Annotated in this window: 26 protein-coding genes, 1 rRNA gene and 1 riboswitch; of the genes, 16 read left to right on the top strand and 11 right to left on the bottom strand. The window is 71.7% G+C overall.

Annotated features, from left to right (window positions below; genetic code table 11):
* From rrf to BZZ08_RS28905, 11 genes are all read left to right on the top strand, one after another.
* A 5S ribosomal RNA gene (gene rrf, locus BZZ08_RS28955) occupies positions 1-77 on the top strand; the annotation flags it as partial.
* Between the two features lie 109 nt (positions 78-186).
* The gene (locus BZZ08_RS28950; protein ID WP_052838778.1) at positions 187-795 is read left to right on the top strand and encodes a CDP-alcohol phosphatidyltransferase family protein; all 609 of its coding nucleotides are present in this window, start codon (positions 187-189) and stop codon (positions 793-795) included.
* Positions 796-907: 112 nt separating this feature from the next.
* Positions 908-3,403, top strand: a complete 2,496-nt coding sequence (locus BZZ08_RS28945; protein WP_052838780.1) for a mannose-1-phosphate guanyltransferase — start codon at positions 908-910, stop codon at positions 3,401-3,403.
* 99 nt (positions 3,404-3,502) lie between these two features.
* Positions 3,503-4,408, top strand: coding sequence for a DUF881 domain-containing protein (locus BZZ08_RS28940; protein WP_104635158.1), 906 nt, complete (start codon positions 3,503-3,505; stop codon positions 4,406-4,408).
* Positions 4,405-4,737 (top strand): small basic family protein, encoded by a 333-nt coding sequence (locus BZZ08_RS28935; RefSeq protein WP_003977440.1) that lies wholly within the window; start codon positions 4,405-4,407, stop codon positions 4,735-4,737. Before BZZ08_RS28940 ends, BZZ08_RS28935 begins: the two co-directional genes overlap by 4 nt.
* Before the next feature lie 5 nt (positions 4,738-4,742).
* Positions 4,743-5,600 carry a DUF881 domain-containing protein gene (locus BZZ08_RS28930; RefSeq protein WP_104635157.1) on the top strand — a complete coding sequence of 286 codons (858 nt, stop codon included), beginning with the start codon at positions 4,743-4,745 and terminating at the stop codon, positions 5,598-5,600.
* 148 nt (positions 5,601-5,748) lie between these two features.
* Positions 5,749-6,600 carry an FHA domain-containing protein gene (locus BZZ08_RS28925; RefSeq protein ID WP_241965593.1) on the top strand — a complete coding sequence of 284 codons (852 nt, stop codon included), beginning with the start codon at positions 5,749-5,751 and terminating at the stop codon, positions 6,598-6,600.
* Positions 6,601-6,644: 44 nt separating this feature from the next.
* Positions 6,645-7,382, top strand: a complete 738-nt coding sequence (gene ftsR / locus BZZ08_RS28920; RefSeq protein ID WP_104635155.1) for a transcriptional regulator FtsR — start codon at positions 6,645-6,647, stop codon at positions 7,380-7,382.
* A 108-nt stretch (positions 7,383-7,490) separates the two neighbouring features.
* On the top strand, positions 7,491-7,964 hold the full coding sequence (locus tag BZZ08_RS28915) for a bifunctional nuclease family protein (RefSeq protein WP_030189411.1): 474 nt from the start codon (positions 7,491-7,493) through the stop codon (positions 7,962-7,964).
* 162 nt (positions 7,965-8,126) lie between these two features.
* Entirely contained in the window at positions 8,127-8,813 is a 687-nt protein-coding gene (locus BZZ08_RS28910; RefSeq protein WP_198601741.1) for a MerR family transcriptional regulator, read from the top strand.
* 70 nt (positions 8,814-8,883) lie between these two features.
* Complete coding sequence (locus BZZ08_RS28905) at positions 8,884-10,326, top strand: DNA polymerase IV (RefSeq protein ID WP_104635153.1); 1,443 nt, start codon at positions 8,884-8,886, stop codon at positions 10,324-10,326.
* Here the strand turns inward: BZZ08_RS28905 and BZZ08_RS28900 are convergent.
* Positions 10,233-10,619, bottom strand: a complete 387-nt coding sequence (locus BZZ08_RS28900) for a PRC-barrel domain-containing protein (protein WP_198601740.1) — start codon at positions 10,617-10,619, stop codon at positions 10,233-10,235. The two genes, BZZ08_RS28905 and BZZ08_RS28900, sit on opposite strands and share 94 nt — an antisense overlap.
* Positions 10,620-10,769: 150 nt before the next feature.
* A riboswitch (glycine riboswitch) is annotated at positions 10,770-10,865 on the top strand.
* Between the two features lie 177 nt (positions 10,866-11,042).
* Here BZZ08_RS28900 and gcvP point away from each other — a divergent pair.
* Positions 11,043-13,928 (top strand): aminomethyl-transferring glycine dehydrogenase, encoded by a 2,886-nt coding sequence (gene gcvP, locus BZZ08_RS28895; RefSeq protein WP_104635151.1) that lies wholly within the window; start codon positions 11,043-11,045, stop codon positions 13,926-13,928.
* Between the two features lie 66 nt (positions 13,929-13,994).
* On the opposite strand, the gene BZZ08_RS28890 is transcribed toward gcvP, so the two are convergent.
* The 8 genes from BZZ08_RS28890 to BZZ08_RS28855 form a co-directional block, all read right to left on the bottom strand.
* Positions 13,995-14,414, bottom strand: a complete 420-nt coding sequence (locus BZZ08_RS28890) for a TOBE domain-containing protein (protein WP_104635150.1) — start codon at positions 14,412-14,414, stop codon at positions 13,995-13,997.
* Between the two features lie 26 nt (positions 14,415-14,440).
* Entirely contained in the window at positions 14,441-15,508 is a 1,068-nt protein-coding gene (locus BZZ08_RS28885; protein ID WP_104635166.1) for an ABC transporter ATP-binding protein, read from the bottom strand.
* 26 nt (positions 15,509-15,534) lie between these two features.
* On the bottom strand, positions 15,535-16,395 hold the full coding sequence (gene modB / locus BZZ08_RS28880; RefSeq protein WP_446750276.1) for a molybdate ABC transporter permease subunit: 861 nt from the start codon (positions 16,393-16,395) through the stop codon (positions 15,535-15,537).
* On the bottom strand, positions 16,392-17,225 hold the full coding sequence (gene modA / locus BZZ08_RS28875) for a molybdate ABC transporter substrate-binding protein (protein ID WP_104635149.1): 834 nt from the start codon (positions 17,223-17,225) through the stop codon (positions 16,392-16,394). The genes modB and modA overlap by 4 nt, the downstream gene beginning before the upstream one ends.
* A 206-nt stretch (positions 17,226-17,431) precedes the next feature.
* Positions 17,432-17,827 carry a TOBE domain-containing protein gene (locus BZZ08_RS28870; RefSeq protein WP_104635164.1) on the bottom strand — a complete coding sequence of 132 codons (396 nt, stop codon included), beginning with the start codon at positions 17,825-17,827 and terminating at the stop codon, positions 17,432-17,434.
* A gap of 29 nt (positions 17,828-17,856) precedes the next feature.
* A complete protein-coding gene (locus BZZ08_RS28865) occupies positions 17,857-18,909 on the bottom strand; it encodes a LacI family DNA-binding transcriptional regulator (protein WP_104635163.1) in 1,053 nt (350 codons plus the stop codon).
* Positions 18,910-19,139: 230 nt separating this feature from the next.
* Positions 19,140-19,343, bottom strand: a complete 204-nt coding sequence (locus tag BZZ08_RS28860; RefSeq protein ID WP_030189388.1) for a DUF5999 family protein — start codon at positions 19,341-19,343, stop codon at positions 19,140-19,142.
* 286 nt (positions 19,344-19,629) lie between these two features.
* Positions 19,630-20,214, bottom strand: a complete 585-nt coding sequence (locus tag BZZ08_RS28855; protein WP_198601739.1) for a hypothetical protein — start codon at positions 20,212-20,214, stop codon at positions 19,630-19,632.
* Positions 20,215-20,774: 560 nt separating this feature from the next.
* On the opposite strand from BZZ08_RS28855, the gene BZZ08_RS28850 reads away from it, so the two are divergent.
* Together BZZ08_RS28850 and BZZ08_RS28845 are read left to right on the top strand one after the other, a co-directional pair.
* A complete protein-coding gene (locus BZZ08_RS28850; RefSeq protein ID WP_104635147.1) occupies positions 20,775-22,292 on the top strand; it encodes a glutamate-cysteine ligase family protein in 1,518 nt (505 codons plus the stop codon).
* Positions 22,293-22,372: 80 nt separating this feature from the next.
* Entirely contained in the window at positions 22,373-23,200 is an 828-nt protein-coding gene (locus tag BZZ08_RS28845) for a CPBP family intramembrane glutamic endopeptidase (protein ID WP_104635146.1), read from the top strand.
* 63 nt (positions 23,201-23,263) lie between these two features.
* Here BZZ08_RS28845 and BZZ08_RS28840 read toward each other — a convergent pair whose 3' ends face one another.
* Positions 23,264-24,073 carry a PhzF family phenazine biosynthesis protein gene (locus tag BZZ08_RS28840; protein ID WP_104635145.1) on the bottom strand — a complete coding sequence of 270 codons (810 nt, stop codon included), beginning with the start codon at positions 24,071-24,073 and terminating at the stop codon, positions 23,264-23,266.
* A 578-nt stretch (positions 24,074-24,651) separates the two neighbouring features.
* Between BZZ08_RS28840 and BZZ08_RS28825 the strand changes: the two genes are divergently transcribed.
* Positions 24,652-25,311 (top strand): PadR family transcriptional regulator, encoded by a 660-nt coding sequence (locus BZZ08_RS28825; protein ID WP_104635162.1) that lies wholly within the window; start codon positions 24,652-24,654, stop codon positions 25,309-25,311.
* 87 nt (positions 25,312-25,398) lie between these two features.
* Here the strand turns inward: BZZ08_RS28825 and BZZ08_RS28820 are convergent, their stop codons facing one another.
* Entirely contained in the window at positions 25,399-25,566 is a 168-nt protein-coding gene (locus BZZ08_RS28820) for a hypothetical protein (protein WP_104635144.1), read from the bottom strand.
* Between the two features lie 217 nt (positions 25,567-25,783).
* Between BZZ08_RS28820 and BZZ08_RS28815 the strand changes: the two genes are divergently transcribed.
* A complete protein-coding gene (locus BZZ08_RS28815; protein ID WP_104635143.1) occupies positions 25,784-26,332 on the top strand; it encodes a Clp protease N-terminal domain-containing protein in 549 nt (182 codons plus the stop codon).
* Positions 26,333-26,403: the final 71 nt, after the last annotated feature.

Here is a 26,403-nt window from a genome sequence, read left to right as displayed (position 1 = left end):
CGAACCCGGAAGCTAAGCCTTACAGCGCCGATGGTACTGCAGGGGGGACCCTGTGGGAGAGTAGGACGCCGCCGAACTCCTTTTAGAGCTCTGGCTCTTGGGCACACAGCCCGAGAGCCAGAGCTTTTTTGCGTTGAGGTAAGGTCAGTGGGCATCATTGGCTCGTTTCCCCCAGGAGGCCCCCGCGTGGAGGTCCAGGAGACCCGCGTGCAGACCGACCGGGTCCTCACCATCCCGAACATCCTGAGCATGGCACGCCTGCTCGGCGTGCCCCTGTTCCTGTGGCTCATCCTGCGGCCCGAGTTCGGCGGACCGCAGAGCGATGGCTGGGCGCTGTTGGTGCTGGCCCTGAGCGGGGTCAGCGACTACCTGGACGGAAAGCTCGCGCGGCGTTGGAACCAGATCAGCAGCCTCGGCCGGCTGCTGGACCCGGCGGCCGACCGGCTCTATATCCTCTCGACACTGGTGGGTCTCACCTGGCGCGAGATTCTCCCGCTCTGGTTGACGCTTGTACTGCTTGCCAGGGAAGCGATGCTGCTGGTCATGGTGGGCATCCTCCGGCGCCACGGCTATCCGCCGCCGCAGGTGAACTTCCTGGGCAAGGCCGCCACGTTCAACCTCATGTACGCCTTCCCCCTGCTTCTGCTGAGTGACGGAAGCGGATGGATCGCGTCACTCGCCGCAGTTTTCGGATGGGCGTTCGCCGGATGGGGTACAACCCTGTACTGGTGGGCAGGTGTTCTCTATGTGGTGCAGGTCCGCCGTCTGGTACGTGCGGACGTCGCAGCCGATTGAACTCGCTGATTCTGCGGTCCCGGTGGCCGGATGGCCCCCGCTGGAAAAGTGCGGGACCCTGGACGGGTGAAGTCGGCTAAACCGTCGTCTCTCAGAGGAGGACGCTTCCGACATGAAGGCCGTCGTGATGGCTGGAGGCGAAGGCACACGCCTTCGTCCCATGACCTCGAGCATGCCCAAGCCGCTCCTGCCGGTGGTCAACCGGCCGATCATGGAGCACGTTCTGCGGCTGCTCAAAAGGCATGGGCTCAATGAGACCGTCGTGACCGTCCAGTTCCTGGCCTCGCTGGTCAAGAACTATTTCGGTGACGGCGAAGAGCTCGGTATGGAGCTCACCTATGCCAACGAGGAGAAGCCACTCGGTACCGCCGGAAGCGTCAAGAACGCCGAGGAAGCACTGAAGGACGATGCCTTCCTCGTCATTTCCGGCGATGCCCTGACCGACTTCGACCTCACCGACCTGATCAATTTCCACAAGGAAAAGGGATCGCTCGTCACGGTGTGTCTGACGCGCGTGCCCAACCCGCTGGAATTCGGCATCACCATCGTCGACGAAGAGGGCAAGGTCGAACGCTTCCTGGAGAAGCCGACGTGGGGCCAGGTCTTCTCGGACACCGTGAACACCGGGATCTACGTCATGGAGCCCGAGGTCTTCGACTACGTCGACCCCGATGTGCCCGTGGACTGGTCCGGTGACGTCTTCCCGCAGCTGATGAAGGAAGGCAAGCCCATCTACGGCTATGTCGCCGAGGGCTACTGGGAGGACGTCGGCACCCACGAGAGCTATGTGAAGGCCCAGGCCGACGTCCTGGAGCGGAAGGTCGACGTCGACATCGACGGCTTCGAGATCTCGCCCGGGGTCTGGGTGGCCGAAGGCGCGGAAGTGCATCCCGACGCGGTGCTGCGCGGGCCCCTGTATGTGGGCGACTACGCCAAGGTCGAGGCCGGCGCCGAGATCCGCGAGCACACCGTCATCGGGTCCAACGTCGTCGTCAAGAGCGGCGCCTTCCTGCACAAGGCCGTGGTGGCCGACAACGTGTACGTCGGGCCGCACAGCAATCTGCGGGGCTGTGTGGTCGGCAAGAACACCGACATCATGCGTGCCGCGCGGATCGAGGACGGCGCGGTCATCGGTGACGAATGCCTGGTCGGTGAAGAATCGATCATCCAGGGGAATGTGCGGGTCTACCCGTTCAAGACCATCGAGGCCGGTGCCTTCGTCAACACCTCGGTCATCTGGGAGTCCCGGGGACAGGCGCATCTGTTCGGCGCCCGCGGAGTCTCCGGCATCCTGAACGTGGAGATCACGCCCGAGCTCGCCGTGCGGCTGGCCGGCGCCTACGCGACGACCCTGAAGAAGGGGTCCACCGTCACCACGGCCCGCGACCACTCCCGTGGTGCCCGGGCGCTGAAGCGGGCGGTGATCTCCGCGTTGCAGGCCAGCGCCATCGACGTACGCGACCTGGAGAACGTACCGCTGCCCGTGGCACGGCAGCAGACCGCGCGGGGCAGTGCCGGCGGGATCATGATCCGGACCACGCTGGGAGTGCCGGACTCCGTCGACATCATGTTCTTCGACGGACAGGGCGCCGACCTGTCGCAGGGCAGCCAGCGGAAGCTGGACCGGGTGTTCGCGCGGCAGGAGTACCGCAGGGCGTTCCCCGGAGAGATCGGGGACCTGCACTTCCCGTCCAGCGTGTTCGACTCGTACACCGGGTCCCTGCTGCGCAACGTCGACATCACCGGCATCGCGGAGTCCGGACTCAAGGTGGTCGTCGACGCCTCCAACGGCAGCGCGGGACTGGTGCTGCCCAGCCTGCTCGGGAAGCTGGGGGTCGACTCGCTGACCATCAACCCGGGTCTCGACGAGGCCAGGCCCACCGAGTCGGCGGACATGCGGCGGTCCGGTCTGGTGCGCCTCGGGGAGATCGTGGCGTCCTCGCGGGCCGCGTTCGGTGTGAGGTTCGACCCGGTTGGTGAGCGGCTGTCGCTCGTCGACGAGAAGGGCCGCATCATCGAGGACGACCGGGCGCTGCTGGTGATGCTCGACCTGATCGCGGCCGAGCGGCGCAGCGGCCGGGTCGCGCTCCCGGTGACGACCACCAGGATCGCCGAGCAGGTCGCCGCGTACCACGGCACACAGGTCGAGTGGACGACCACCTCTCCGGACGACCTGACCAGGGTCGGCGGCGAGGAAGGCGCGATCTTCGGCGGTGACGGCAAGGGCGGCTTCATCGTCCCCGAGTTCAGCAGCGTCTACGACGGCACGGCGGCCTTCGTGCGGCTGATCGGGCTGGTCGCCCGTACGCAGCTCACGCTGAGCCAGATCGACGCGCGGATCCCGCGGGCCCATGTCCTCAAGCGGGATCTGGCCACCCCGTGGGCCGTCAAGGGCCTGGTGATGCGACGGGTCGTCGAGGCGGCCGGAGACCGGTTCGTGGACACCACGGACGGGGTGCGGGTGGTCGAGACCGACGGGCGCTGGGTGATGGTGCTGCCCGACCCGGCCGAAGCGGTCACCCACCTGTGGGCGGAGGGCCCCGACGACGCCTCCGCGCAGGCGCTGCTGGACGAGTGGGCCGCGGTGGTGGACAGCGCGGGCCGCTGAGAACGCGCCGCACGCGTGCGTGCCGGACAGGTGTCCCCAAGGGGGCCTGTCCGGCACGCCGGTGGGGCCGTTCGGAGGTAGTGGCGGTGGCGTGCGACGATGTGCGGCATGCCGCAGCCACCCCCCGTTCGGAGCACAGCCACGCGGCCCGCGCGCCCGGACGCGTCCATGTCGCTGCTCACCAACGTCATGGACCACAGCCTCGACGACGGCTACGCCGAGGCCGCCGCGCGAAAGAAGGCCGACGGCAGCGGCGGCATGCCCAAGACGGTGCGCGCCAAGCTGGGCCTGGCGGCCGGTCTCGTCCTCGCGGCCCTGGTCGTGACGGTCGGCGCCGCCCAGGCCCGGGTCGCCGCTCCCGTCGTCGCGAAGGAGCGTGAAGAGCTGGTCGACCGCATAGAGGGGGAGACCTCGGCGGCCGACAAGCTGGAGAAGAGCGTCGACGAGCTGCGCGACGACGTGAACACGCGCCGGCGCGAGGCGCTGGAGAAGAGCGGCGACGGCGACCGCACCGACCTGGTGGGCATCCTGTCGGGCGCGGTCGAAGTGCACGGCCCCGGTGTGAAGCTCGTGGTGAACGACGCCAAGGACACCGGCACGGACGCCGACGGCCGGCCGCGCGGCACCTCGGGATTCTCCGACACGGGCCGGTTGCGGGACCGGGACATGCAGCGCGTGGTCAACGGTCTGTGGGAGTCCGGTGCCGAGGCGATCTCCATCAACGGTCAGCGTCTGACGGCACTGTCGGCGATCAGGGCCGCCGGTGACGCGATACTGGTCGACAACAGGCCGCTGGTGCCGCCGTACACGGTGCTCGCGGTGGGGGACGGCGCGCGGCTGAGCAGGGGCTTCCAGGACAGCGCGGACGGGCTGTACCTCCATGCCCTGGAGGAGAGCTACGGCATCCGGACCGCCATCTCCGTCGCGGACGACCTCAAGCTGCCGGCCGCACCGAGTGTGATCGTACGTACAGCACAACCGATAACCGAGAAGGGCACATCGTGATCGCCGTACTGGGCCTCGTCGTGGGAGTCGTGGCCGGATTGCTGGTCCGGCCCGAGGTGCCGGCGGCCGTGGAGCCGTATCTGCCGATCGCCGTCGTGGCGGCGCTGGACGCCGTCTTCGGTGGTCTGCGGGCCATGCTCGACGGCATCTTCGACGACAAGGTCTTCGTGGTGTCGTTCCTGTCCAACGTGGTCGTGGCCGCGCTGATCGTGTTCCTGGGCGACAAGCTGGGCGTCGGTGCCCAGCTGTCCACCGGTGTCGTGGTGGTCCTCGGCATCCGCATCTTCTCCAACGCCGCGGCGATCCGACGCCACGTCTTCCGGGCGTGAGGCCGATGAGCGACCACGAGGAGCACCACGCGCACCGGCTGCGCAAGGAGCTGCCCGACGAAGTGCCGCCTTCGCGGTCCGCCTCGGGGGACGGCCCGGCGGACGGCACCCCGGAGGGTGCGCGGCCGGAGCGCAACGGAATGTCCGGCAGGCAGCGGCTCCTGAAGGGGCTGTGGCCGCCGCGCCTGACACGCGCGCAACTCATCGTCGCCCTGCTCCTGTTCGGGCTCGGATTCGGCCTCGCGGTCCAGGTGGCGTCCAACAGTGACAGCGACAGCGCGCTGCGTGGCGCCCGCCAGGAGGATCTGGTCCGCATCCTCGATGAACTGGACGACCGGACTCAGCGTCTTGAAGACGAGAAACAGGGTCTCGAGAAGCAGCGCGACGAGCTGGAGAACAGCTCCGACCAGGCGGAGGAGGCCCGCAAGCAGACGCTCGAGAAGGAGCGGCAGCTGGGCATCCTCGCGGGCACCGTGGCCGCGCAGGGGCCCGGCATCACGGTGACCATCGAGGACACGAAGGGGACGGTCGAGGCGGACATGCTGCTCGACGCGATCCAGGAGCTGCGCGCGGCGGGTGCGGAGGCGATCCAGGTGAACGGCGTACGGGTCGTCGCCGGCACCTATCTCGCGGACGCCGACAAGTCCGTCAGCGTCGACGGGAACAAGATCAACGCGCCCTATCGTTTCCAGGTCATCGGCAAGCCGCAGGACCTCGAACCGGCTCTCAACATTCCTGGAGGAGTGGTGCAGACTCTGGAGAAGGAACAGGCCACCGTTACTGTTGAGCGGTCGAGCAAGATCGTCGTGGACGCCTTGCGAGCGGCGGAGCGGCCTGACTACGCTCGGTCGTCCTCCCAGTGAACCGACGGTGCATGGGGGACGTCCGGCGAGGGCATGAGGTTGCGGGGGGTCGGCGCACCGATTGGGTGGTGCGTGGTGGAAACTGTCTGGTGGAGACGGACGTTGTGAAGGTGTCCGGGTCGGCCAGTGCGTTCAGTAAGGGTTCGTCCTGCCCCACGGGCGGGTCTGTTTCGGTCAAGGGGAATCGCCCGTGAAGTTGTTTGCGAAGTTGTTCGGCAAGAGCGCGCGAGAGGGCGGCGGCGACAACGCGACCGCCCGTCATCGCGCACAGCCCGACGCGGAGGGCCGACGCCCGATGTACCGGGACCAGGTGGGTGGTCCGGGCGCGCCGTCTGTTGACCCTGCTCAGTCCGGCGGCATAGGTTTCGGCCAGCCCTCGGCCCCGGGTACGGGTGGAGGGTTCAACCCCGACCCGTACGCGTCGAACGCCCCGGCGGGGCAGCCGCGGCAGGAGGATCCGTCCATGTCGGCCCTGGTGTGTACGAGGTGCGGCAACCGCAACGCGGAGAACAGCCGCTTCTGCTCCAACTGCGGCGCTCCGCTGCGGGCCGGCGCGGTCCCGGAGCGCGCGTCCGAGACGACCTCCACGATCTCCATCTCCGGTCTGGAGGCCTACGACGCCGAGGTCACCGGCCAGACGGCGATCCCGGCGCTCTCCCCCGAGGCGCAGGCGGCCGTGGACGCGCTGCCGCTGGGCTCCGCGCTCCTGGTCGTGCGCCGCGGTCCGAACTCGGGCAGCCGCTTCCTGCTGGACGGCGAGCTGACCACCGCCGGTCGTCATCCGCAGAGCGACATCTTCCTGGACGACGTGACGGTCTCGCGCCGGCACGTGGAGTTCCGCCGCAGCCCGGACGGTTCGTTCACGGTCGCCGACGTCGGCAGCCTGAACGGCACGTACGTCAACCGGGAGCGCATCGACCAGGTCGCCCTGTCGAACGGTGACGAGGTGCAGATCGGCAAGTACCGGCTGGTGTTCTACGCGAGCCAGCGGGGTTACTGACCCGCCCCCGGGCCGCCCGCCCGGGGAACCTCCAGGGAAGGTCCATGTTTCAAACACCGAGCGGCGGTGCCGGGCAAGGCGCCGCCGCCACGGACAGTGGGCTGATGAGCATCGGCGCAGTGCTGAACGCGCTGCGTGACGAGTTCCCCGACATCACCATCTCCAAGATCCGTTTCCTGGAGTCGGAGGGCCTCGTCGAGCCGCGGCGGACCCCGGCCGGGTATCGCAAGTTCAGCGCGCACGACGTCGAGCGCCTCGGCCGGGTGCTGCGCATGCAGCGGGACCACTATCTGCCGCTCAAGGTGATCCGCGAGCACCTGGACGCCGTGGAGCGCGGCGAGGCCGTCGCGCTGCCACGGGTCGGCCGGCAGCGGGACGGCGAGGCCGTACCGGAACCCGCCGAGAGCCCCACGGTGGCCCGGATCGGGCGGGACGAGCTGCTCGCCACGGCCGGGATCGACGACCAGGAGCTGAAGGAGTGGGAGTCCTACGGACTTCTCGCCCCACTGCCCGACGGGGCGTACGACGCCGAGGCGGTCACGGTGGCGTCCCTGGTGGTGCAGCTGGGGCGGTTCGGGATCGAGCCGCGGCACCTGCGGGTGATGAAGGCCGCCGCCGACCGGGAGGCCGGGCTGGTGGACCAGGTGGTGGCCCCGCTGAAGCGGCACCGCAACCCGCAGACCAGGGCGCACGCGGAAGCCCGCGCCAAGGAGCTGGCCGGGCTGGCGGTGCGGCTGCACGCCGCCCTGGTGCAGACCGCCCTGGGCGTGCGGCTGCCCTGAAACGGGCGGGACCGCGGTTCCGGATCACCCGCCCGATCGGGACCCGGATCGCCCACCCGATCCCGGCCCGACTACCCAAACGTCCCGGGCACGGCCTAGGGTTGCTGTGTGAACGAGCTCGATGTCGTAGGTGTCCGGGTCGAGATGCCCTCCAACCAGCCGATCGTGCTGCTGCGCGAGGTGGGCGGCGACCGTTACCTTCCCATCTGGATCGGACCCGGGGAGGCGACGGCGATCGCCTTCGCCCAGCAGGGCATGGCTCCCGCGCGGCCGCTGACCCACGACCTGTTCAAGGACGTGCTGGAAGCCGTCGGCCAGGAGCTCACGGAAGTGCGCATCACCGACCTGCGCGACGGCGTCTTCTACGCCGAGCTGGTCTTCGCGAGCGGGGTCGAGGTCAGTGCCAGGCCGTCCGACGCCATAGCGCTGGCCCTGCGCACCGGTACGCCGATCTACGGCAGCGACACGGTCCTCGACGACGCCGGAATCGCCATTCCGGACGAGCAGGAGGACGAGGTGGAGAAGTTCCGCGAGTTCCTCGACCAGATCTCGCCCGAGGACTTCGGGACCAGCAACCAGTGAGACGCGGCCCCGTCCGCGCACATCCGGCTAGCCTTTCCCGCAACAGGGCACGGGAAACCACTCGTAGGGTGATTATCACTCGGCGTGCCGAGTGTGGCGATCGTTGACGCACCCTTGGTGACTGCCTACCTTCGAGGAGGCAGGTCAAGGACGGAGGTCGGCGTGAGAATCAGCGGCGACGGTACGGTTGGGGGTGGCCCCGGGCACAGCCTCGGGGCAGGCGGTCCGTACCCGCCCCCGGGCTCCCGGTTGCGCGTGAGCGCGGGTCACGCCCAGCACGGTGGCGCGGCCGATCCCGGTCCGCAGCGACCGGCAGCCGTGCCGACCAGCGGAGGGGCGACGTCCATGGCGTCCGAGCAGATCGGCTATCGCGGCCCGACGGCCTGCGCGGCCGCCGGCATCACCTACCGGCAACTCGACTACTGGGCCCGCACCGGCCTCGTCGAGCCCAGCGTGCGGCCCGCGCACGGGTCCGGAACGCAGCGCCTGTACAGCTTCCGCGACGTGGTCGTGCTGAAGATCGTCAAGCGCTTCCTCGACACCGGTGTGTCCCTGCAGAACATCCGCACCACCGTCCAGCACCTCAGGGAGCGCGGCTTCCGCGACCTGGAGCGCTTGACGCTGATGAGCGACGGCGCCACCGTCTACGAGTGCACGTCTCCCGACGAGGTGCATGCTCTGCTCCAGGGCGGCCAGGGCGTCTTCGGGATCGCCGTCGGCGTGGTGTGGCGGGACGTGGAGAGCGCGCTGTCCCAGCTGCACGGGGAGCGGATCGACACGGGCGAGACCCTGGTCGGGCACAATCCGGCCGACGAGCTGGCCCGGCGGCGGAACAACCGGGCGGTCTGAACCGCACGGCGCCGGGTGTCCTCCTGCCGTGATGACGGGATTGTCAGTGGCGTAGGGCAGCATCGGAGATGTGAGAACCGCGCCCACGATCCTGCATCTCGACATGGATGCCTTCTTCGCCTCGGTGGAGCAGGCGTCCAAGCCGAGCCTGCGCGGGAAGGCCGTGGTGGTGGGCGGCCTCGGACCGCGCGGCGTGGTCGCCACCTGCTCGTACGAGGCGCGGGTGTTCGGCGTGCACTCCGCGATGCCGATGGGCCAGGCCCGCCGGCTCGCGCCGCACGCCGCCTACCTCGTTCCGCGCTTCGAGCTGTACCGGTCGATCAGCGAGCAGGTGATGCGGCTGCTGCGGGAGCTGTCGCCGCTGGTGGAGCCGCTGAGCCTGGACGAGGCCTTCGTGGACCTGGAGGCCGGCGGGACGGCCTGGGACGCGGAGTCGGCGCGCCTGGCCGGGGTGAAGCTGCGCACGGACATCCGCACCGTCACCGGCCTCACCGGGTCCGTGGGGCTCGCCGCCTCCAAGATGCTCGCCAAGATCGCCTCGGAGGAGGCCAAGCCCGACGGGCTGGTGCTCATCCCGCCGGGGACGGAGCGGGCCATGCTGGAGCCGATGACGGTGCGGACGCTGCCCGGGGTGGGACCGGCCACGGGAGACCACCTGCGGCGGGCCGGGATCACCACGGTCGGCGAGATCGCCGAGGCGGGCGAGGACGAGCTGGTGCGGCTGCTGGGCAAGGCGCACGGCCACGCCCTGTACGCCATGGCGCTGGCGCGGGACGAGCGGCCGGTGGTGGCCGAGCGGGAGACCAAGTCGGTGTCGGTCGAGGACACCTACGACGTGGACATCCACGACCGGGTGCGGGTCGGTGTCGAGGTGGGGCGGCTGGCGGACCGCTGCGTGCGGCGGCTGCGCGCCTCCGGTCTGTCCGGGCGCACCATCGTGCTCAAGGTGCGCAGATACGACTTCTCCACGCTGACCCGCTCCGAGACCCTGCGCGGGCCCACCGACGACCCCGCGGTGGTGCGCGAGGCGGCGGCCAGACTGCTGGACTCGGTGGACACCACGGGCGGCGTGCGGCTGCTCGGGGTGGGCGTCAGCGGGCTCGCCGACTACACGCAGGAGGACCTGTTCGCCCAGGCCGCGGGGGACCGGGCCGAGGAACCGGCCGAGGAGCCGCAGACCGGGCCCGCCGAGGAGCACCGACCCTCACCCACCGAGCGCCGGTGGCCGGCGGGGCACGACGTGCGGCACACGGATCTGGGGCACGGCTGGGTGCAGGGCAGCGGTCTCGGACGGGTCACCGTGCGCTTCGAGACGCCGTACTCGGAGGTCGGGAGGGTGCGGACCTTCCCGGTGGACGACCCGGAGCTGACCCCCGCGGATCCGCTGCCGCTGGTCGCCGACGCGGAGGGCGGGGCGGGTCAGCCCTCCGCGTCGGGGCCCTTGCCCTTGCCGGCCAGCTTGCCGAAGTCGTGGTCGGGCGGCGGGGGACCGGCCGCCACGTCCAAGCCGTAGTGGTGGTAGAGCTGGAGTTCCTGCTCGGGCGAGAGGTGGCGGCCGACACCGAAGTCGGGAGCCTCCTTGATCAGCGCCCGGTCGAAGGGCACGCGCAGGGCGCCGTCGACCAGCTCGCTGGGCTCCAGGGGGACGAAGGCGTCCCTGCTGAAGAGACCGGTCCGTATCGCCGCCCACTCGGGGACGCCGGTGGCATCGTCGAGGTAGACCTCGTCCACGGTGCCGATCCTGGTGCCGTCGCGGTCGAACGCCTTGCGGCCGATCAGGTTCCGCGGATCGATGTCAGTACGCACGGGGCCCTCCACTTGATCGCACCACTGGGCCGCACTGGGGTCGCACACCAGCCGCCTAATCATCCGTAAGTACTACAAAAGAGCACAAGTGGCGGGTCGGCCACTCGAAGTCCGTGCGGCGACCTCGCTGGTACGCTGGCAAACGGCTGCTGACCCCGCGCGGGAGAGTCCTCCGGACACCATCGGAGGCGCCGAAGGAGCAAATCCTCCCCGGAATCTCTCAGGCTCACGTACCGCACGGACGAGGTCACTCTGGAAAGCAGGGCGGGTGTCGACGGCTTCCGCTCTCACCGACGGTGAAAGCCGGGAGAGCCCCAGGGCTCGCCCGGTGAAGCTCTCAGGTTGAGATGACAGAGGGGGAGGCCGTCCGGGTACCCGCGCCGTGGTGCCCCTCGAAGGTCGTCAGACCAGGAGGCCTCCGCAATGACCGCCCACCGCACTCCGCTCTCCGAGCTCGAACAGGCCATGCCCTTCGAGCAGCGCCACATCGGCCCCGACCACGAGGCCAGGGCCAAGATGCTCGCGCAGGTCGGTTACGGTTCGCTCGACGAACTGACGGCCGCCGCGGTGCCGGATGTGATCAAGAACGCCGACCGGCTGGACCTGCCGGGCGCGCGCTCCGAGGCCGAGGTGCTGGCCGAGCTGCGCTCCCTGGCCGACCGCAACCAGGTCCTCGACTCCATGATCGGCCTCGGCTACTACGGCACCTTCACCCCGCCGGTCATCCTGCGCAACGTCATGGAGAACCCGGCCTGGTACACGGCGTACACGCCGTACCAGCCGGAGATCTCCCAGGGTCGCCTCGAAGCCCTGCTGAACTTCCAGACGATGGTCGCCGAGCTGACCGGCCTGCCCACCTCCGGCGCCTCGCTGCTCGACGAGGGCACCGCGGCCGCCGAGGCGATGGCCCTCTCCCGGCGCATGGGCAAGCACAAGAAGGGCCTGTTCCTGGTGGACGCGGACGCGCTGCCGCAGACCGTCGCCGTGATACAGACCCGTGCCGAGCCGACCGGCGTCGAGGTCGTCGTCGCCGACCTGAGCGAGGGCATCCCCGCCGAGGTCGCCGAGCGGGAGATCAACGGCGTCCTGATCCAGTACCCGGGCGCCTCCGGAGCCGTCCGCGACATCAAGCCGGTGATCGACCGGGCGCACGAGCTGGGCGCGCTCGTCACCGTCGCCGCCGACCTGCTCGCCCTCACGCTGCTCACCTCGCCCGGCGAGCTGGGCGCGGACATCGCCGTGGGCACCACCCAGCGCTTCGGCGTGTCGATGGGCTTCGGCGGACCGCACGCCGGCTACATGGCCGTGCACGAGAAGTTCGCCCGCAGCCTCCCCGGCCGCCTGGTCGGCGTCTCCGTGGACGCCGACGGCAACAAGGCCTACCGCCTGGCCCTGCAGACCCGCGAGCAGCACATCCGCCGCGAGAAGGCCACCAGCAACATCTGCACCGCGCAGGTGCTGCTCGCCGTCATGGCCGGCATGTACGCCGTCTACCACGGCCCCGAGGGCCTGCGGGCCATCGCCCGGCGCACCCACCGGTACGCCACGATCACCGCGGCCGGTCTCGCCGCCGAGGGCGTCGAGATCGTGCACGGCGCCTACTTCGACACCGTCACCGCGCGGGTGCCCGGCCGGGCCGACGCGATCGTCCACGCCGCCCGCGAGAACGGCATCAACCTGCGGCTCGTCGACGCCGACCACGTGTCGTTCGCCTGCGACGAGACCACCACGCGTGCCCAGGTGGGCGGCGTGTGGAACGCGTTCGGCGTCGAGGGCGACGTCGAGGCGCTGGACGCGGAGGCCGGGGACAGCCTGCCCGAGGCGCTGCTGCGCACCGACGACTTCCTGACCCACCCCGTCTTCCACCAGCACCGCTCCGAGACCGCGATGCTGCGCTACCTGCGCCGCCTCGCCGACCGGGACTACGCGCTGGACCGCGGCATGATCCCGCTGGGCTCCTGCACCATGAAGCTCAACGCGACCACCGAGATGGAGCCGGTCACCTGGTCCGAGTTCGGCGCGCTGCACCCCTTCGCGCCCGCCGAGCAGGCACAGGGCTACCTGACCCTCATCCGCGAGCTGGAGGAGCGGCTCGCCGAGGTCACCGGGTACGACAAGGTCTCCCTCCAGCCGAACGCCGGGTCGCAGGGCGAGTTCGCCGGTCTGCTCGCCGTCCGCGGCTACCACCGGGCCAACGGCGACGAGCAGCGCACCGTCTGCCTCATCCCGTCCTCCGCGCACGGCACCAACGCCGCCAGCGCGGTGATGGCCGGCATGAAGGTCGTCGTCGTCAAGACCGCCGAGGACGGCGAGATCGACGTCGAGGACCTGCGCGCCAAGATCGAGAAGCACCGCGACGAGCTGGCCGTGCTGATGATCACCTACCCGTCCACGCACGGCGTGTTCGAGGAGCACGTGGCCGACATCTGTGCGCAGGTGCACGACGCGGGCGGCCAGGTCTACGTCGACGGCGCCAACCTCAACGCCCTCGTCGGCCTCGCCAAGCCCGGCCGCTTCGGCGGCGACGTCTCCCACCTGAACCTGCACAAGACCTTCTGCATCCCGCACGGCGGCGGCGGTCCCGGCGTGGGGCCCGTCGGCGTACGGTCGCACCTGGCGCCGTACCTGCCCAACCACCCGCTGCAGCCCGCGGCCGGTCCGCAGACCGGGGTCGGACCGATCTCTGCGGCCCCGTGGGGCTCGGCCGGGATCCTGCCGATCTCCTGGTCGTACGTCCGGCTGATGGGCGGCGAGGGCCTCAAGCGGGCCACGCAGGTGGCCGTGCTGTCCGCCAACTACATCGCCAAGCGTCTGGAGCCGCACTTCCCGGTGCTGTACACCGGCCCCGGCGGGCTGGTCGCGCACGAGTGCATCATCGACCTGCGCCCGCTGACGAAGGCGACCGGTGTGAGCGTCGACGACGTCGCCAAGCGGCTGATCGACTACGGCTTCCACGCGCCGACGATGTCCTTCCCGGTGGCCGGCACGCTGATGATCGAGCCGACCGAGTCCGAGGACCTGGCCGAGCTGGACCGGTTCTGCGAGGCGATGATCGCCATCCGCACGGAGATCGAGAAGGTCGGCTCCGGAGCCTGGTCCGCCGACGACAACCCGCTGCGCGGCGCCCCGCACACCGCGGGCGCGCTGGGCGGCGAGTGGGACCACGCGTACACGCGCGAGGAGGCCGTCTTCCCGGCCGGTGTGTCCGCCGCCGACAAGTACTGGCCGCCGGTGCGCCGCATCGACCAGGCCTACGGCGACCGGAACCTGGTCTGCTCCTGCCCGCCGCTGGACGCCTACGAGGACTGAGTCCCGCCGCGGAAGTGAGAGAGGCTCCGTCCGGGCTCCCAGGCCTGGACGGAGCCTCTCCGCGTCTCATCCCGTGGCGAGCGACACCTCCGTCGCCTTGACCAGCGCGACGACGGGAACGCCGACGGACAGCTCCAGCTCGTCGGCGGCCTGCCTGGTGATGGCGGCGGTCAGCTCGATCCCCTCGACGGCGACCGACACGGAGGCCATCGCGGCGCCGGTGGTGAGGGCGGTGACCGTGCCCGGCAGCCGGTTGCGGATGGACAGGCCGTCGACGCGCCCGGTGGCCAGTGCCACCTCCGTCGACTTCACCAGGGCCCGCACGGCGGTGCCGGGGGCGAGCGCGAGGTCCTCGGCGGCTTCCCGGGTGATCGCCGCGGTGAGGTCCTGGCCGCCGGAGAGACGGACGCCGACCGTCGCCATGGCCTCGCCCGGGGTGACGGCGGTGACGGTGCCGGGGAGCTGGTTGCGGATGCTCAGGCTCATGGGGGCACCGTAGCCCGGCGCGGGCGTTATGCCGGGTATGCGTGGGTCTGCGTCGCCTTGACCGTCGCCCACACCGGTGCGCCCGGGTGGAGGCCCAGCTCGGCCGCGGCGACCGTGGTGAGGTCGGCGGCGAGCGCGAGTTCGCCGGTGAGTTCCACGCGGATCTGGTCGCCGTGACTCTCCAGGCCCGCGACCTTGCAGCGCCACAGGTTGCGGGCGCTGGAACCCGTGGGCCGCGCGTCGTACAGGGTCACGGCGCTCGGCGGGAACGCGACGAAGACCGGGCCCGCGAGGTCCTCGGTGGTGGTGAGGCCGGGGCCCGCGTCGAGGCGCACGGTGTGGCCGTCGGCCCGTCCCCGGTACAGGTTCAGGCCGACCAGCTGCGCGATGTAGTCCGTGCGGGGCCGACGGGCGATGTCGGCGGGCCCGCCCTCCTGGACGACCGCGCCGTCCTCGACCACGACCAGCCGGTCGGCCAGCACCATGGCGTCCAGCGGGTCGTGCGTGACCAGGACGGCGACCGCCTCGAACTCGGCGAGATGGCGGCGCAGCTGCGCCCGCACCTCCAGCCGGGTCCGGGCGTCCAGGGCCGCGAGGGGCTCGTCCAGGAGCAGCAGCCGCGGGTGGGTGGCCAGCGCGCGGGCCAGGGCGACGCGCTGGGCCTGGCCCCCGGAGAGGCGGCGCGGTCTGGCACTCGCGTGGTCGGCCAGGCCCATCCGGTCCAGCCACCCGGCGGCCCGCGTCCGGGCCTCCGCCTTGCTCGCGCCTCGGCAGCGCGGTCCGAAGGCCACGTTGTCGAGGGCGGTCAGGTGCGGGAAGAGCAGGTAGTCCTGGAAGACGACGCCGACCGGGCGGGACTCCGGCGGCGTACGGTCCAGCTCCGCGCCGTCCAGGCGCAGGTGACCGCCGGTGAGCGGGACCAGGCCGGCGAGCGCGCGCAGGGCGGTGGTCTTGCCCGCGCCGTTGGGTCCGAGGAGGGCCACGACCTCGCCGGGCGCGGCGGTGAGCGCGACGTCCAGGCGGAACGCGCCGCGGTCCACGACGAGCCGGGCGTCCAGGCCGTCCTCGGGCGGGCGGACCTCGGGGGAGTCCATGGCGGCCTTCCGTTCACCGGTGTGGGTCACGACGCACTCATCCAGCGGTCCCGCAGACCGGCCAGGACGGCGATGGAGACGGCCAGCAGGACCAGGCTGAGGGCGATCGCCGCCGCGGGGTCGTTCTGCAGGGCGAGGTAGACGGCCAGCGGCATGGTCTGCGTCCGGCCCGGGAAGTTGCCCGCGAACGTGATCGTCGCCCCGAACTCGCCCAGGGCCCGCGCCCAGGCCAGCACGGCGCCCGCCGCGATGCCCGGCGCGATCAGCGGGAGCGTCACCCGGCGGAACGCGGTGAAGCGGGAGGCGCCCAGGGTGGTGGCGGCCTCCTCGTAGCGCGGGTCGGCAGCGCGCAGGGTGCCCTCCACGCTGATCACCAGGAACGGCATCGCCACGAACGTCTCCGCGAGGACGACGCCCGTCGTCGTGAACGGCAGGGTGATCCCGAACCAGGCGTCCAGCCACTGCCCGATGACGCCGTTGCGTCCGAACGCCAGCAGGAGCGCGACGCCCCCCACCACCGGCGGCAGCACGAGCGGCAGCGTCACCAGCGCGCGGACGAACCCCCGGCCGGGGAAGTCGGTACGGGCCAGCAGCCAGGCCAGGGGCACGCCCACGAGCAGGCTCAGCGCGGTCGCGGACGTCGCGCACAGCAGCGACAGCCGCAGCGCCTGCCACACCTCGGGGCTGGACAGCTGCTCCGGCAGGCCGCGCCACGGCGCGCGTATCACCAGGGCGAGCAGGGGCAGCAGCAGGAACGCCAGGCCGATCAGGGCGGGCACCAGCAGGGGGACCGGCACCGTGCGCCCCCGGCGGCGGGGACGGCGCGGCCCACCGGCCACGAGGTCGGTGCCGGGAGGTGCGGGCGTCGTTCCGGCGGACTTGGTCACGGCGTGCGGAACCCGGCCCCGGTGAGCACCCGCTGTCCCTCGGCGGATTTCACCAGCTCGATGAACGCCTTGGCCGCGTCGGGATGGGGGGCGTCCTTGAGGAGGGTGATCGGGTAGTCGTTGACCGCCTTCGCCGACTCCGGGAAGTCGACGCCCGTCACCTTGTCGCCGGCCGCCTTCACGTCGGTCTTGTAGACGACGGCGGCGTCCGCCTCCTTCAACTCGACCTTGGTGAGGGCGGCCTTGACGTCCTGCTCGTAGGAGACCGGGGTCAGTTCGAGACCGCCGGCCTCCAGCGCCTTCTGGGCCGCGGCGCCGCACGGCACGGTCTTGTCGCACAGCACGACCTTGAGACCGGACTCGGTGAGGCCCTTGAGGGAGGAGATGTGCTCGGGGTTGCCGGGCAGCGTGGCGATCTCCAACTGGTTGCGCACGAAGGTGGCGGGGGTGCCGGCCGCCGCCCCGGCGTCGGTGACGGTGGCCATCGTCTTCGGGCTGGCGGAGGCGAACACGTCCGCCGGGGCGCCGCCGGTGATGCTGGCGGCGAGGGTGTCACTGCCGGCGAAGTTGAAGGTGACCCCGGTGCCCGGATGCCGCTTCTCGAAGGTCTCGCCGAGCGTCGTGAAACTCTCCTTGAGCGAGGCCGCGGCGAAGACGGTGACCTGGCCGGAGAGCTTCGCGGAGGAGGATGACGAGGCACCGGCGGAGTCCGTGTCCGAGCCCGTGTCCGACGACGAGCAGGCATTCAGGGCCAGTAGCGCCGCGGCCCCCGCGCCCGCCACCCGCGCGGAACGGCGGATGCGGTGGGTCCTGCGCACGGATCGAATCATCACGGGCCACTCCCTCGGCGTTTCGGGCAGGGGCCGACGGCTCGGCGGCCGAGTGAACGGTGCCCCCCATTGCGCCGATCATACTTCCGCATCTGCGAGGGCCATGTCTCCTGTCGCATCGCATGAGCAAGCCATGCGCGAGGAAAGGTTGGCATGTGCGTTCGCACGGTCGACGAGCCTTCGGCGCGCGTCCGCCGGCCGGCCGCTCATGGCCTGTCGATATGGACATTCGTCGACTTCACCCGGGCGGTGGCCTCCACGCCCACCTCCAGACCGAGTTCCTCCACCGCCTCCCTGGTCAGCAGGGAGACGAGCCGGTGCGGGCCGGCCTGGATCTCGACCTGGGCCGCGACGTCCCCGAGCTTGATCGCGGTCACGATCCCGGGAAACGCGTTGCGGACCGAGGTGTACGGGGTCTCCTCGTCGGTGCCGCCGGAGCGGGCGAGTTCGACCGAGAACGCGGCCAGGTCGCGCCCGTCGACGACGCGCCGTCCGCCCTCGTCGCGACGGGTGGAGATCCGGCCCGCGTCGGCCCAGCGGCGCGCGGTGTCCGGGCTGACGCCGAGCAGCCGCGCCGCCTGGCCGATCGTGTAGGACTGCATGCCGGTCACGATAGGCCGCGCGGGAGCGCTCAGCGGGAAGCGGGTGGTGGTGCCGTGCTGGAGCGCAGGATCAGGTCCGTGTCCAGTTCGACCCGCGGCGGGTCCGGCCGCTCGTCGCGGGTCTGGGCGAGCACCGTGCGCGCGGCCGCCCTGCCCATGTCGGCGAGCGGCTGGCGCACGGTCGTCAGGGGCGGAGCCGACCAGCGGACCTCCGGAAGGTCGTCGAAGCCGACGACGCTCATGTCCTGCGGCACCCTCAGTCCTCGCCTGCGCAGCGCCTCGATCGCACCGAGCGCCATCTGGTCGCTGGCCGCGAAGACGGCCGTCGGCGGCTCCGGCAGGCCCAGCAGGGCCTCGCAGGCCGCGCAGCCGGACTCGTGGCGGAAGTCGCCGGGGACGATCAGGGACTCGTCCACGGCGATGCCCGCGCCCTCCAGGGCGGCGCGGTAGCCGTCGTGGCGGGCCCGCGAGCACAGCAGCCGCGGCGGCCCGGCGATCAGGCCGATCCTGCGGTGTCCCAGCGCCAGCAGGTGCTCGGTGGCCGCCAGGCCGCCCGACCGGTTGGCGGCGCCGACGGTGGGCACGTCCAGGGCGGGGGAGCCCGCCGGGTCGACGACGACCAGCGGTACGCCGAGGATCCGCAGCTCCTGGTGGAGTACGGGATCCAGGGCCGAGGTGACGAGGACGACGCCGTCGGAGGCCCGGGCCCGCAGATTGCGCATCCACTGACGGGCGTCGCCCGAGCGTCCGTGGATCGCGGAGACCACGGTGCCGACCCCGGCGGCGTGGGCCACCTCCTCGACCCCGCGGATGATCTCCACGGCCCAGGGGCTGTCCAGGTCGTTGAAGACCAGGTCGATCAGGGCGGCCCGGCGACCGGGTGCCGTGGCGCGCTTGCGGTACCCGTGCCGGCGCAGCAGCTCCTCCACCCGCGCCCTGGTCCCGGGCGACACGTCCGAGCGGCCGTTCACGACGCGGGACACGGTCGGCACCGAGACGCCCGCGCGGCGGGCGATGTCCGTGATCGTGACCCTGCCCCGGCGGCCGGCAGCCGTCGTGGCCCTGACCTCGTCTGCTGCCACTTCCGCCACCTCCGCCGACACCGACCGCGAAACCTCCAGGAGTCTTCCGGAGACCGGACGCTCGGGGGAAGGCGTTTCGGACCAGGAAACCGGGCCGGTCGCAGAGGCGGAACGGGCGCGTCACGCGCAGTGACCGGTCCCGGACGTGCGTGAGGGCCGGTGCGCAGCCGTGGCTGCGGGCCGGCCCGTGCTGCACCGGGCGCGGTGACCGGCACCGCCCCGGCGGGTGGTCAGGCGGCGGTCGTCAGGCCCGCGCCGACGGGGCGGTGCGGGGCGATGGCCTGACCGTCCGGCAGTAGCTCACCGGTGTCCTCGAAGAGGACGACACCGTTGCACAGCAGGCTCCACCCCTGCTCCGGGTGGTGCGCCACGAGACGGGCGGACTCCCGGTCGGCGGAGACGGCTGAGGGGCACGGTGGCTGGTGCTGACACATGAGTGGGGTCTCTCGGTCTGTGGTGATGGGTGAGTTCGTCGTCTGGTCTGTCCTGCGGCGTGAAGCCTCGTTCATGGCCGCCCCCCGTTGTGTGAGTCGTTCCGAACCCAGTGTTGCCCCACGGGCGTCGATCCGCAGGTATTTCGCAGCACCGCTTCTCACAGGTTGATGACGCGTCACCCGCGCGGACGGTTCAGCCCAACTGCACTGTCACTTCGGATGGTTCGGCATGGCCGAATGGGGCTAGTCCGCGCGGGTGGGCGGGGGAGCGGTGCGGCGGGACGGATCAGGCGGGAGAACCCAGCAGCCGCGTCGGCGTCACCCGGTGCGTGAGGACCGGCAGCAGTTCGGCGACCCGGTGCGGCCGGTGCGCCGCGATGCCGGGCGGGGCCGGCGCCAGCGGCACCAGCAGATCGGTGGCCGCGGGGTGCCCGGCGGAGGCGTCCGCGGTGCCGTCGCCGTGCAGCCACAGCGTGAGCATGTACAGCTCGGGAACCGACAGCAGACGCGGCTGGTAGGGCTGGGCCATCGACTCGGCCTGCCGCAGCGCGCGTTCGGTCGAGGCGACGTAGGGGCCCTCGAAGAAGTGCGAGAACGCCCAGCCGTCGGGGGTCAGCATCGTCTCCGCCGCCGCCACCGCCCGGTCGCCGCACCGGATGTGGAACCGCCACCCGGTCAGTCGCGTCGCCGCCACGCCCTGCGCCGTGACCCGGTCGAGCACGTGCACGGGAAGCGGCAGTTCGGGTGTGGCGGGTCCCTGGGCGCCGAGCAGCGCGGGGGTCCGGGCCTCGCGGACCGCGGTGGGCGAGGAGAGGGCGGTGAGGACGGAGCGCAGGGCGGGCGCGGGGGCCGCGGGGACACGCAGGGGCATGATGGGTCGCCTCTCATTCGAAGGCACGATGGCGCGAGGGCGGAGCAGGGCGGACGACGCTGTCGGCTCACAGGGCTGGGGAAGGCAGGGGCCGGGTCCGGGAACCGAGAAGCGGGAGAGGCCTGCCGCGCGTCGGCGCGACGGCAGGGTCCTTCGACCGTGGGCGCCGATCCGCTGCCTTGTCCGCGGAGTTTATACGACATGTGTTCAGACTGTGTTTCGGCTAGCCGATTCCGGCAACCAGTACAAGGTTGAATTCGGCCGTCGAGATGCGGTAATCCTCCGCATTTCGGACCAGGTGTACGGCGATGACCTCGGGGAATGTTCACCGAGCGGTCGGCCAATTGTCGTCGGCGTTTTTCACGAGTTGTCGGCCCGGGAAACTGCTCGACGCGCCATGCCCGGTGAATGTGCCACCGGTCACATCGGGACAGCGTAGCGGCTGCCGGGTCGGCGCGGGGACGTTATCGATCGCTTCGGCGGGGCATCATCCCACCTGACCGGCCACCGGACGGCGGCGGCCGGATCTTCCACTCATCGCTCCGAGAAGGGACTCTTCCATGGGGGAGAAGGTCGTGGCAGGTCAGTACGACCTGTCCGATCGCCAGCGCTACCGCGAGAAGCTCCAGCGGTGCCTGACGGGCCTGGAGCGACTTCTGGCGGAGAAGCGGTTCGACCGCCCGAAGAACCTGATGGGGCTGGAGATCGAATTGAATCTCGTCGGTGCCGACGGGATGCCGAAAATGTTGAATGCGCAAGTCCTCGAACGCATCGCGAGCCGGGACTTCCAGACGGAGCTCGCCATGTTCAACCTGGAAGTCAACATCGCGCCGCACCGCCTGGGCGGCCGGGTATTCGACCGGCTCGCCGAGGAGATCCGCACCTCCTTGGCATATGCGGACCGCAAGGCGGGCGAGGTGGACGCGGGAATCGCGATGATCGGCATTCTGCCGACGCTGGACCGGGACGACCTGGTCTCGTCCAATCTCTCCGCCGTCGACCGCTACGCCCTGCTCAACGAACAGATCGTGGCCGCCCGCGGAGAGGACTTCACCCTCGACATCGAGGGCGTCGAGCGCCTGACCTGCACCTCCAAGTCGATCGCCCCCGAGGCCGCCTGCACCTCGGTGCAACTCCACCTCCAGGTGACCCCGGACCGCTTCGCCGACGTGTGGAACGCGGCCCAGGCCGTCACCGCCGCCCAGATCGCCCTCGGCGCCAACGCGCCCTTCCTCTTCGGCCGCGAGCTGTGGCGCGAGTCCCGGCCCCCGCTGTTCCAGCAGTCCACCGACACCCGCCCGCCCGAACTGCAGGCCCAGGGCGTCCGGCCGCGCACCTGGTTCGGCGAGCGCTGGGTGACCTCGGCGTACGACCTCTTCGAGGAGAACCGGCGCTACTTCCCGGCACTGCTGCCGATCTGCGACGACGAGGACCCGCTGGAGGTCCTGGACGCGGGCGGTGTGCCCTCGCTGTCCGAACTCGTCCTGCACAACGGCACCGTCTACCGGTGGAACCGCCCCGTCTACGACATCGCCGACGGCGTGCCGCACCTGCGTGTCGAGAACCGGGTCCTGCCCGCCGGCCCCACCGTCACCGACGTCATCGCCAACGCGGCCTTCTACTACGGCGTCGTCCGCGCGCTCGCCGAGGAGCCCCGGCCGGTGTGGACCCGGCTGCCGTTCGAGGCCGCCGCCGCCAACTTCGAGGCCGCGTGCCGGCACGGCATCGACGCCCGCTTCGAGTGGCCCCGGCGCGGGCGCCTCGGCGGCACCACCGAGGTCGACGCCGCCGTCCTCGTCCGCGACGAGCTGCTGCCGCTCGCCGAGGCCGGTCTCGACGCGTGGGGGGTGGAGCCCGCCGACCGGGACTTCTACCTCGGTGTGATCGAGGAGCGGTGCCGACGCCGGGTCAACGGCGCGTCCTGGCAGGCGGCCACGTTCCACCGGGCGCTGGAGGCGGGTCTGTCCCGGGAGGCCGCGCTGGCCGCCACGACCCGCCGGTACGTCGAGCTGATGCGCGAGGGCGACCCGGTGCACCTGTGGCCGGTGGGTCTGCCGGAACCCGCGCCGCTGGGCTGACCGCCGCCCGGCCCGCCCCGCCGCGCGCCGCCCCATACTGATCGGGCAAGCTGTGACGTCCCAGCTGGAGGCAGGTGTGCATGGCGGAGGCGGGCCCGGTGGACGACGCGTTCCCTCAGAAGCGACTCGGCGAACAGCCCTTGACCGAGGAGCGGCTCTCACGGCGGATCCTGCGTGACGAGACGCTGCTCGTCCTCGCGCTGTCGCTCGGTGCGAGCGGCGTGTCCGCCCTCATCAGCTTCATCGGCTCGGTCACCCGGCCGGGCGGGCTCAAGGACCAGGCGGCCACCCTCAACGCCTCCGCCGCACCCGGCCGCCCCTGGCTCGACCTGGCCTGGCAGCTCTTCGGGATCACCACGGCGCTCGTCCCGGTCGCCCTCGTCGCGCACTTCCTGCTGCGCGAGGGCCGCAGTCTGCGCGCCCTCGGCTTCGACCGCACCCGCCCGTGGCCGGACCTGGGCCGCGGGGCCGCCGTCGCCGCCGTCATCGGCAGCACCGGCATCGCCTTCTACCTCGCCGCCCGCGGCCTCGGCTTCAACCTCACCGTAGTGCCCGAGGCGCTGCCCGACGTGTGGTGGAAGTACCCCGTCCTCGTCCTCTCGGCGGTGCAGAACTCCGTCCTGGAGGAGGTCATCGTCGTCGGCTACCTGCTGCGCCGGCTGGACCAGCTCGGCTGGAGCACGGGCGCGTCGCTGGCGGCCAGCTCGGTGCTGCGCGGCTCGTACCACCTGTACCAGGGCATCGGCGGGTTCATCGGCAACATGGTGATGGGCGTCGTGTTCGTCTACCTCTACCGCCGCTGGGGGCGCGTGGGCCCGCTGGTGGTGGCGCACTCGCTGCTCGACATCGGGGCGTTCGTCGGCTACGGGCTGCTCGCCGGGAAGGTGGGCTGGCTGCCCACGGCGTGACCGTGCGGGCCCCGCGCCTCCGCGAGGATCGGGCCTGCGCGAGGTTCGGGGCCTCGGCGGGGATCAGGCCAGCAGCTCGCCGTCGACCACCGTCACCGCGTGCCCGCTCAGCAGCGTGCGTCCGCCACGGACCTCCGTGCGCACCAGGCCGGAGCGGGCCGACGCCTGGAGGCCGGTGAGGCCGGGCCGGCCGAGGCGCTCGGACCAGAAGGGCGCCAGGGCCGTGTGCGCGCTGCCGGTGACCGGGTCCTCGTCGATGCCGACGTTGGGGAAGAAGCAGCGGGAGACGTAGTCGTAGCCGCGGGCCGGGTCCTCGGCGCGGGCGGTGGCGATGACGCCGCGTTCGGAGTGGGCGGCCAGTGCCTTGAGGTCGGGCGTCAGGCCGCGGACGGTCCCCTCGTCGGCGACCTCGACCAGCAGGTCCCCGATGTTCGGCCCGGTGTCCAGGACGGTACGGGGCTCGGCGCCCAGGGCCGCGGCGACGCCCGCCGGGGTCTCGACCGGGGTGAGCGGCGCGGTCGGGAAGTCCAGGGTGATCGAGCCGTCCTCGTGCGGCGTCGCCACCAGCACGCCGCTGCGGGTGGCGAACCGCACCGGTCCCTCGTGGGCACCGGTGGTGTGCAGGACGTGGGCCGTGGCGAGCGTGGCGTGGCCGCACATCGCGACCTCGGTGGCCGGCGTGAACCAGCGCAGCGCCCAGTCGGCCTCGCCGCCCGCGGGCAGGCGGTGGGCGAACGCCGTCTCGGAGTGGTTGACCTCCAGGGCGACCCGCTGGAGCCGGTCGTCGTCCGGGAAGGCGTCGAGGAGCAGGACCCCGGCGGGGTTGCCGGCGAAGGGGCGGTCGGTGAAGGCGTCGACGATTCTGATGCGCATGCCCCGACGCTAGGGCCTGCCGGGGGCCGTGGACGAAGGCCAATTCCGGAGCGCTGGACCGCTTTTCGCGGGATCGGCAGCCCTCGTCGCGGTCCGGCAGGTCTTCGCGGGCGCGGCGGAGGCTCGGGCCCGGTCCGCGGCGGATCAGGCCGAGGGAGGCCGCGGTGGCGGCGGCGGTGCGCGCGTCGACGTTGAGCCTGGCGTAGACGCGGGCCGGGTGGGACCTGACGGTGCCCTCGGTGAGGTGGCGCCGACGGCCCGGTCGGACAGGCCGGCGGCGCCAGCCGCGCCGGGACCTCGGTCTCGCGCCGGGCCAGGGTGGTCCCGGGCGTCCGCAGCCGGTGCATGAGCCGGTCGGCGACGGTGGGCGCGAGGGCGGGCGGGCAAGTCCAGCCTGCGTGGCCGCGAGCCGCCGTCCCCACCTGCGCACTCGGCCGCGAAGGCGGCGCCCTCGTCATCGGCCCGGCCGACGACGGGCCCCGGGCGGACCGCAAAGCTTCCGGGGGCTTGCCGTGCGATACGTTCCGATATATCGTTGAGGCATCGCGACAGATCAACGACTGGATGGAGTGATGGCGATGCGTAACCACGGATACGAGCGTGGACACGGTGGACACGGCCCCGGGCGCGGAGAAGGTGCCCCCTTCGGACCCTTCGGGCGAGGTGGCTTCGAGGGGGGACGTGCGGCGTTCGGGCCTTTCGGGCCGGGCGGTCCCGGCGGTCCCGGTGGTCCCTTCGGGCCGGGCTTCGGTCACGGGGGTCCCTGGGGCGGCCGAGGGCGCGGCGGGCCGAGGGGGAGGGCGCGGCGGGGCGACGTGCGGGCGTCGATCCTGGCTCTCCTGAAGGACCGGCCGATGCACGGCTACGAGATGATCCAGGAGATCGCCGAGCGCAGCGGCGGGGCGTGGAAGCCCAGCCCCGGTTCGGTGTACCCCACCCTCCAGCTGCTGGAGGACGAGGGGCTGATCGCCAGTGAGAGCGAGGGCGGCAAGAAGCTCTTCGCGCTCACCGAGGCGGGCCGCACCGCGGCCGAGGAAGGCCCGGAGGCGCCCTGGGAGGAGGCCTCGCGGGGCGTCGACTGGGAGGCTCTCAACGACATCCGGCAGGCCGGTTTCGGCCTGATGGAGGCCTTCGGCCAGGTCTGGAAGACCGGCAGCAAGGAGCAGCGGGAGAAGGCGCTCGCCGTCATCGGCGACGCCCGCAAGAAGCTGTACCTGATCCTCGCCGACGAGGACTGACACCGACCGGCATGACAGGGCTCCGCGGAGAAAATCCGCGGGGCCCTTCGTGCGCGGGGAGTGCTCGCGGGGACGGTCAGTCGACGGTCAGTCGACCCGCCGTATCACCGCCGCGTCGAAGACGTCCCACGCGCGCGGGAGGGTGCTCTCGTCGTGGCAGTGCCAGGCGTCCCAGAACAGGTCGGCGGGCAGCGCCTCCACGGGGGCGTCCACCCGGTACACGTACTGCCTGCCGTCGACGGCGGGCAGTGCCACGAGCCAGCACCTGCTCCTCATGCCCTGTTCGACCCGCGAGGCGGCCCTTCGGTTGCCCCCGGGGGTGTGGCAAGGCGGCGCGCGCCCGGCCTGCCGGAACGGCCTGATCTCATCCCCAAGGAGGAGATTCCGTCCGGGCGGGTCCACTCTGTGTGGGACGACGAAATGCTTCCCTTCGGGGATGACCGGGCCCCGCGGGACTGATGAGCTGGGAGATGTGCAGCCCCGTATCCCCCGGCAGTCGGCCGGCGAGCAAGGCGGCCGGTGGCCGGACGGCACCGACCTCGAGGAGAGTTTCAGCGCGGAACTGGCCTCGGCGGTCTCCGGTGCCCGCCGCCGGGCGGTGCGGGACGGGGACCGGCAGATCGACACGGCCCATCTGTTGCACTCGCTGCTGGAGTCCGACGCGCAGGCCCGTGAGCTGCTCGGGGACGGACCGCGAATCGCCCGCGTCCTCGGCTACCTCGTGCAGCGCAGCATCGGTTACGGCCTGCGCTGGCAGAGTTCCGTCGAGGACTCCGGCGCCGTACCCGTCGTGACCGGCGCCGCCGGGTTCTCCCCGCCGGCCGCGGCGGCCCTGGAGGACGCCTGGGCCCGCGCGGCCCGGCGCGGGGCCGCCCGGGCCGGTGGCGTGGACCTGCTGGCCGCCCTGGTCGCGGACCCGCTGACGCGGGCCGCCGAGGTACTGGCCCGCGCCGCCGTCGAACCGCACACCGTGCTCGCCCGCGTGGAGAGCCATGTCGAGCCGACCCCTGAGCGTCCCTGAGCACGCCTCCCGTCGCTCCCGCCACGGGCGCCACCAGGCCGTCCAGTCGGTGAGACAGGTGTCATTGGGAG

Origin of the sequence: Streptomyces sp. MH60 (assembly GCF_002939385.1) — a bacterium.
In the GTDB taxonomy this organism is placed as follows: Bacteria; Actinomycetota; Actinomycetes; order Streptomycetales; family Streptomycetaceae; genus Streptomyces.
This window is presented reverse-complemented; position numbering and strand designations above follow the sequence as displayed.

Excerpts from the sequence above, each read along its gene's own strand:
- modA (WP_104635149.1), bottom strand. The coding sequence starts at position 17,225 with ATGATTCGATCCGTGCGCAGGACCCACCGCATCCGCCGTTCCGCGCGG.
- BZZ08_RS28870 (WP_104635164.1), bottom strand. The coding sequence starts at position 17,827 with ATGCAGTCCTACACGATCGGCCAGGCGGCGCGGCTGCTCGGCGTCAGC.
- gcvP (WP_104635151.1), top strand. The coding sequence starts at position 11,043 with ATGACCGCCCACCGCACTCCGCTCTCCGAGCTCGAACAGGCCATGCCC.
- ftsR (WP_104635155.1), top strand. The coding sequence starts at position 6,645 with ATGTTTCAAACACCGAGCGGCGGTGCCGGGCAAGGCGCCGCCGCCACG.
- BZZ08_RS28945 (WP_052838780.1), top strand. The coding sequence starts at position 908 with ATGAAGGCCGTCGTGATGGCTGGAGGCGAAGGCACACGCCTTCGTCCC.
- BZZ08_RS28930 (WP_104635157.1), top strand. The coding sequence starts at position 4,743 with ATGAGCGACCACGAGGAGCACCACGCGCACCGGCTGCGCAAGGAGCTG.
- BZZ08_RS28825 (WP_104635162.1), top strand. The coding sequence starts at position 24,652 with ATGCGTAACCACGGATACGAGCGTGGACACGGTGGACACGGCCCCGGG.
- BZZ08_RS28845 (WP_104635146.1), top strand. The coding sequence starts at position 22,373 with ATGGCGGAGGCGGGCCCGGTGGACGACGCGTTCCCTCAGAAGCGACTC.
- BZZ08_RS28840 (WP_104635145.1), bottom strand. The coding sequence starts at position 24,073 with ATGCGCATCAGAATCGTCGACGCCTTCACCGACCGCCCCTTCGCCGGC.
- BZZ08_RS28890 (WP_104635150.1), bottom strand. The coding sequence starts at position 14,414 with ATGAGCCTGAGCATCCGCAACCAGCTCCCCGGCACCGTCACCGCCGTC.
- BZZ08_RS28850 (WP_104635147.1), top strand. The coding sequence starts at position 20,775 with ATGGGGGAGAAGGTCGTGGCAGGTCAGTACGACCTGTCCGATCGCCAG.
- BZZ08_RS28860 (WP_030189388.1), bottom strand. The coding sequence starts at position 19,343 with ATGTGTCAGCACCAGCCACCGTGCCCCTCAGCCGTCTCCGCCGACCGG.
- BZZ08_RS28885 (WP_104635166.1), bottom strand. The coding sequence starts at position 15,508 with ATGGACTCCCCCGAGGTCCGCCCGCCCGAGGACGGCCTGGACGCCCGG.
- BZZ08_RS28855 (WP_198601739.1), bottom strand. The coding sequence starts at position 20,214 with ATGCCCCTGCGTGTCCCCGCGGCCCCCGCGCCCGCCCTGCGCTCCGTC.
- BZZ08_RS28940 (WP_104635158.1), top strand. The coding sequence starts at position 3,503 with ATGTGCGGCATGCCGCAGCCACCCCCCGTTCGGAGCACAGCCACGCGG.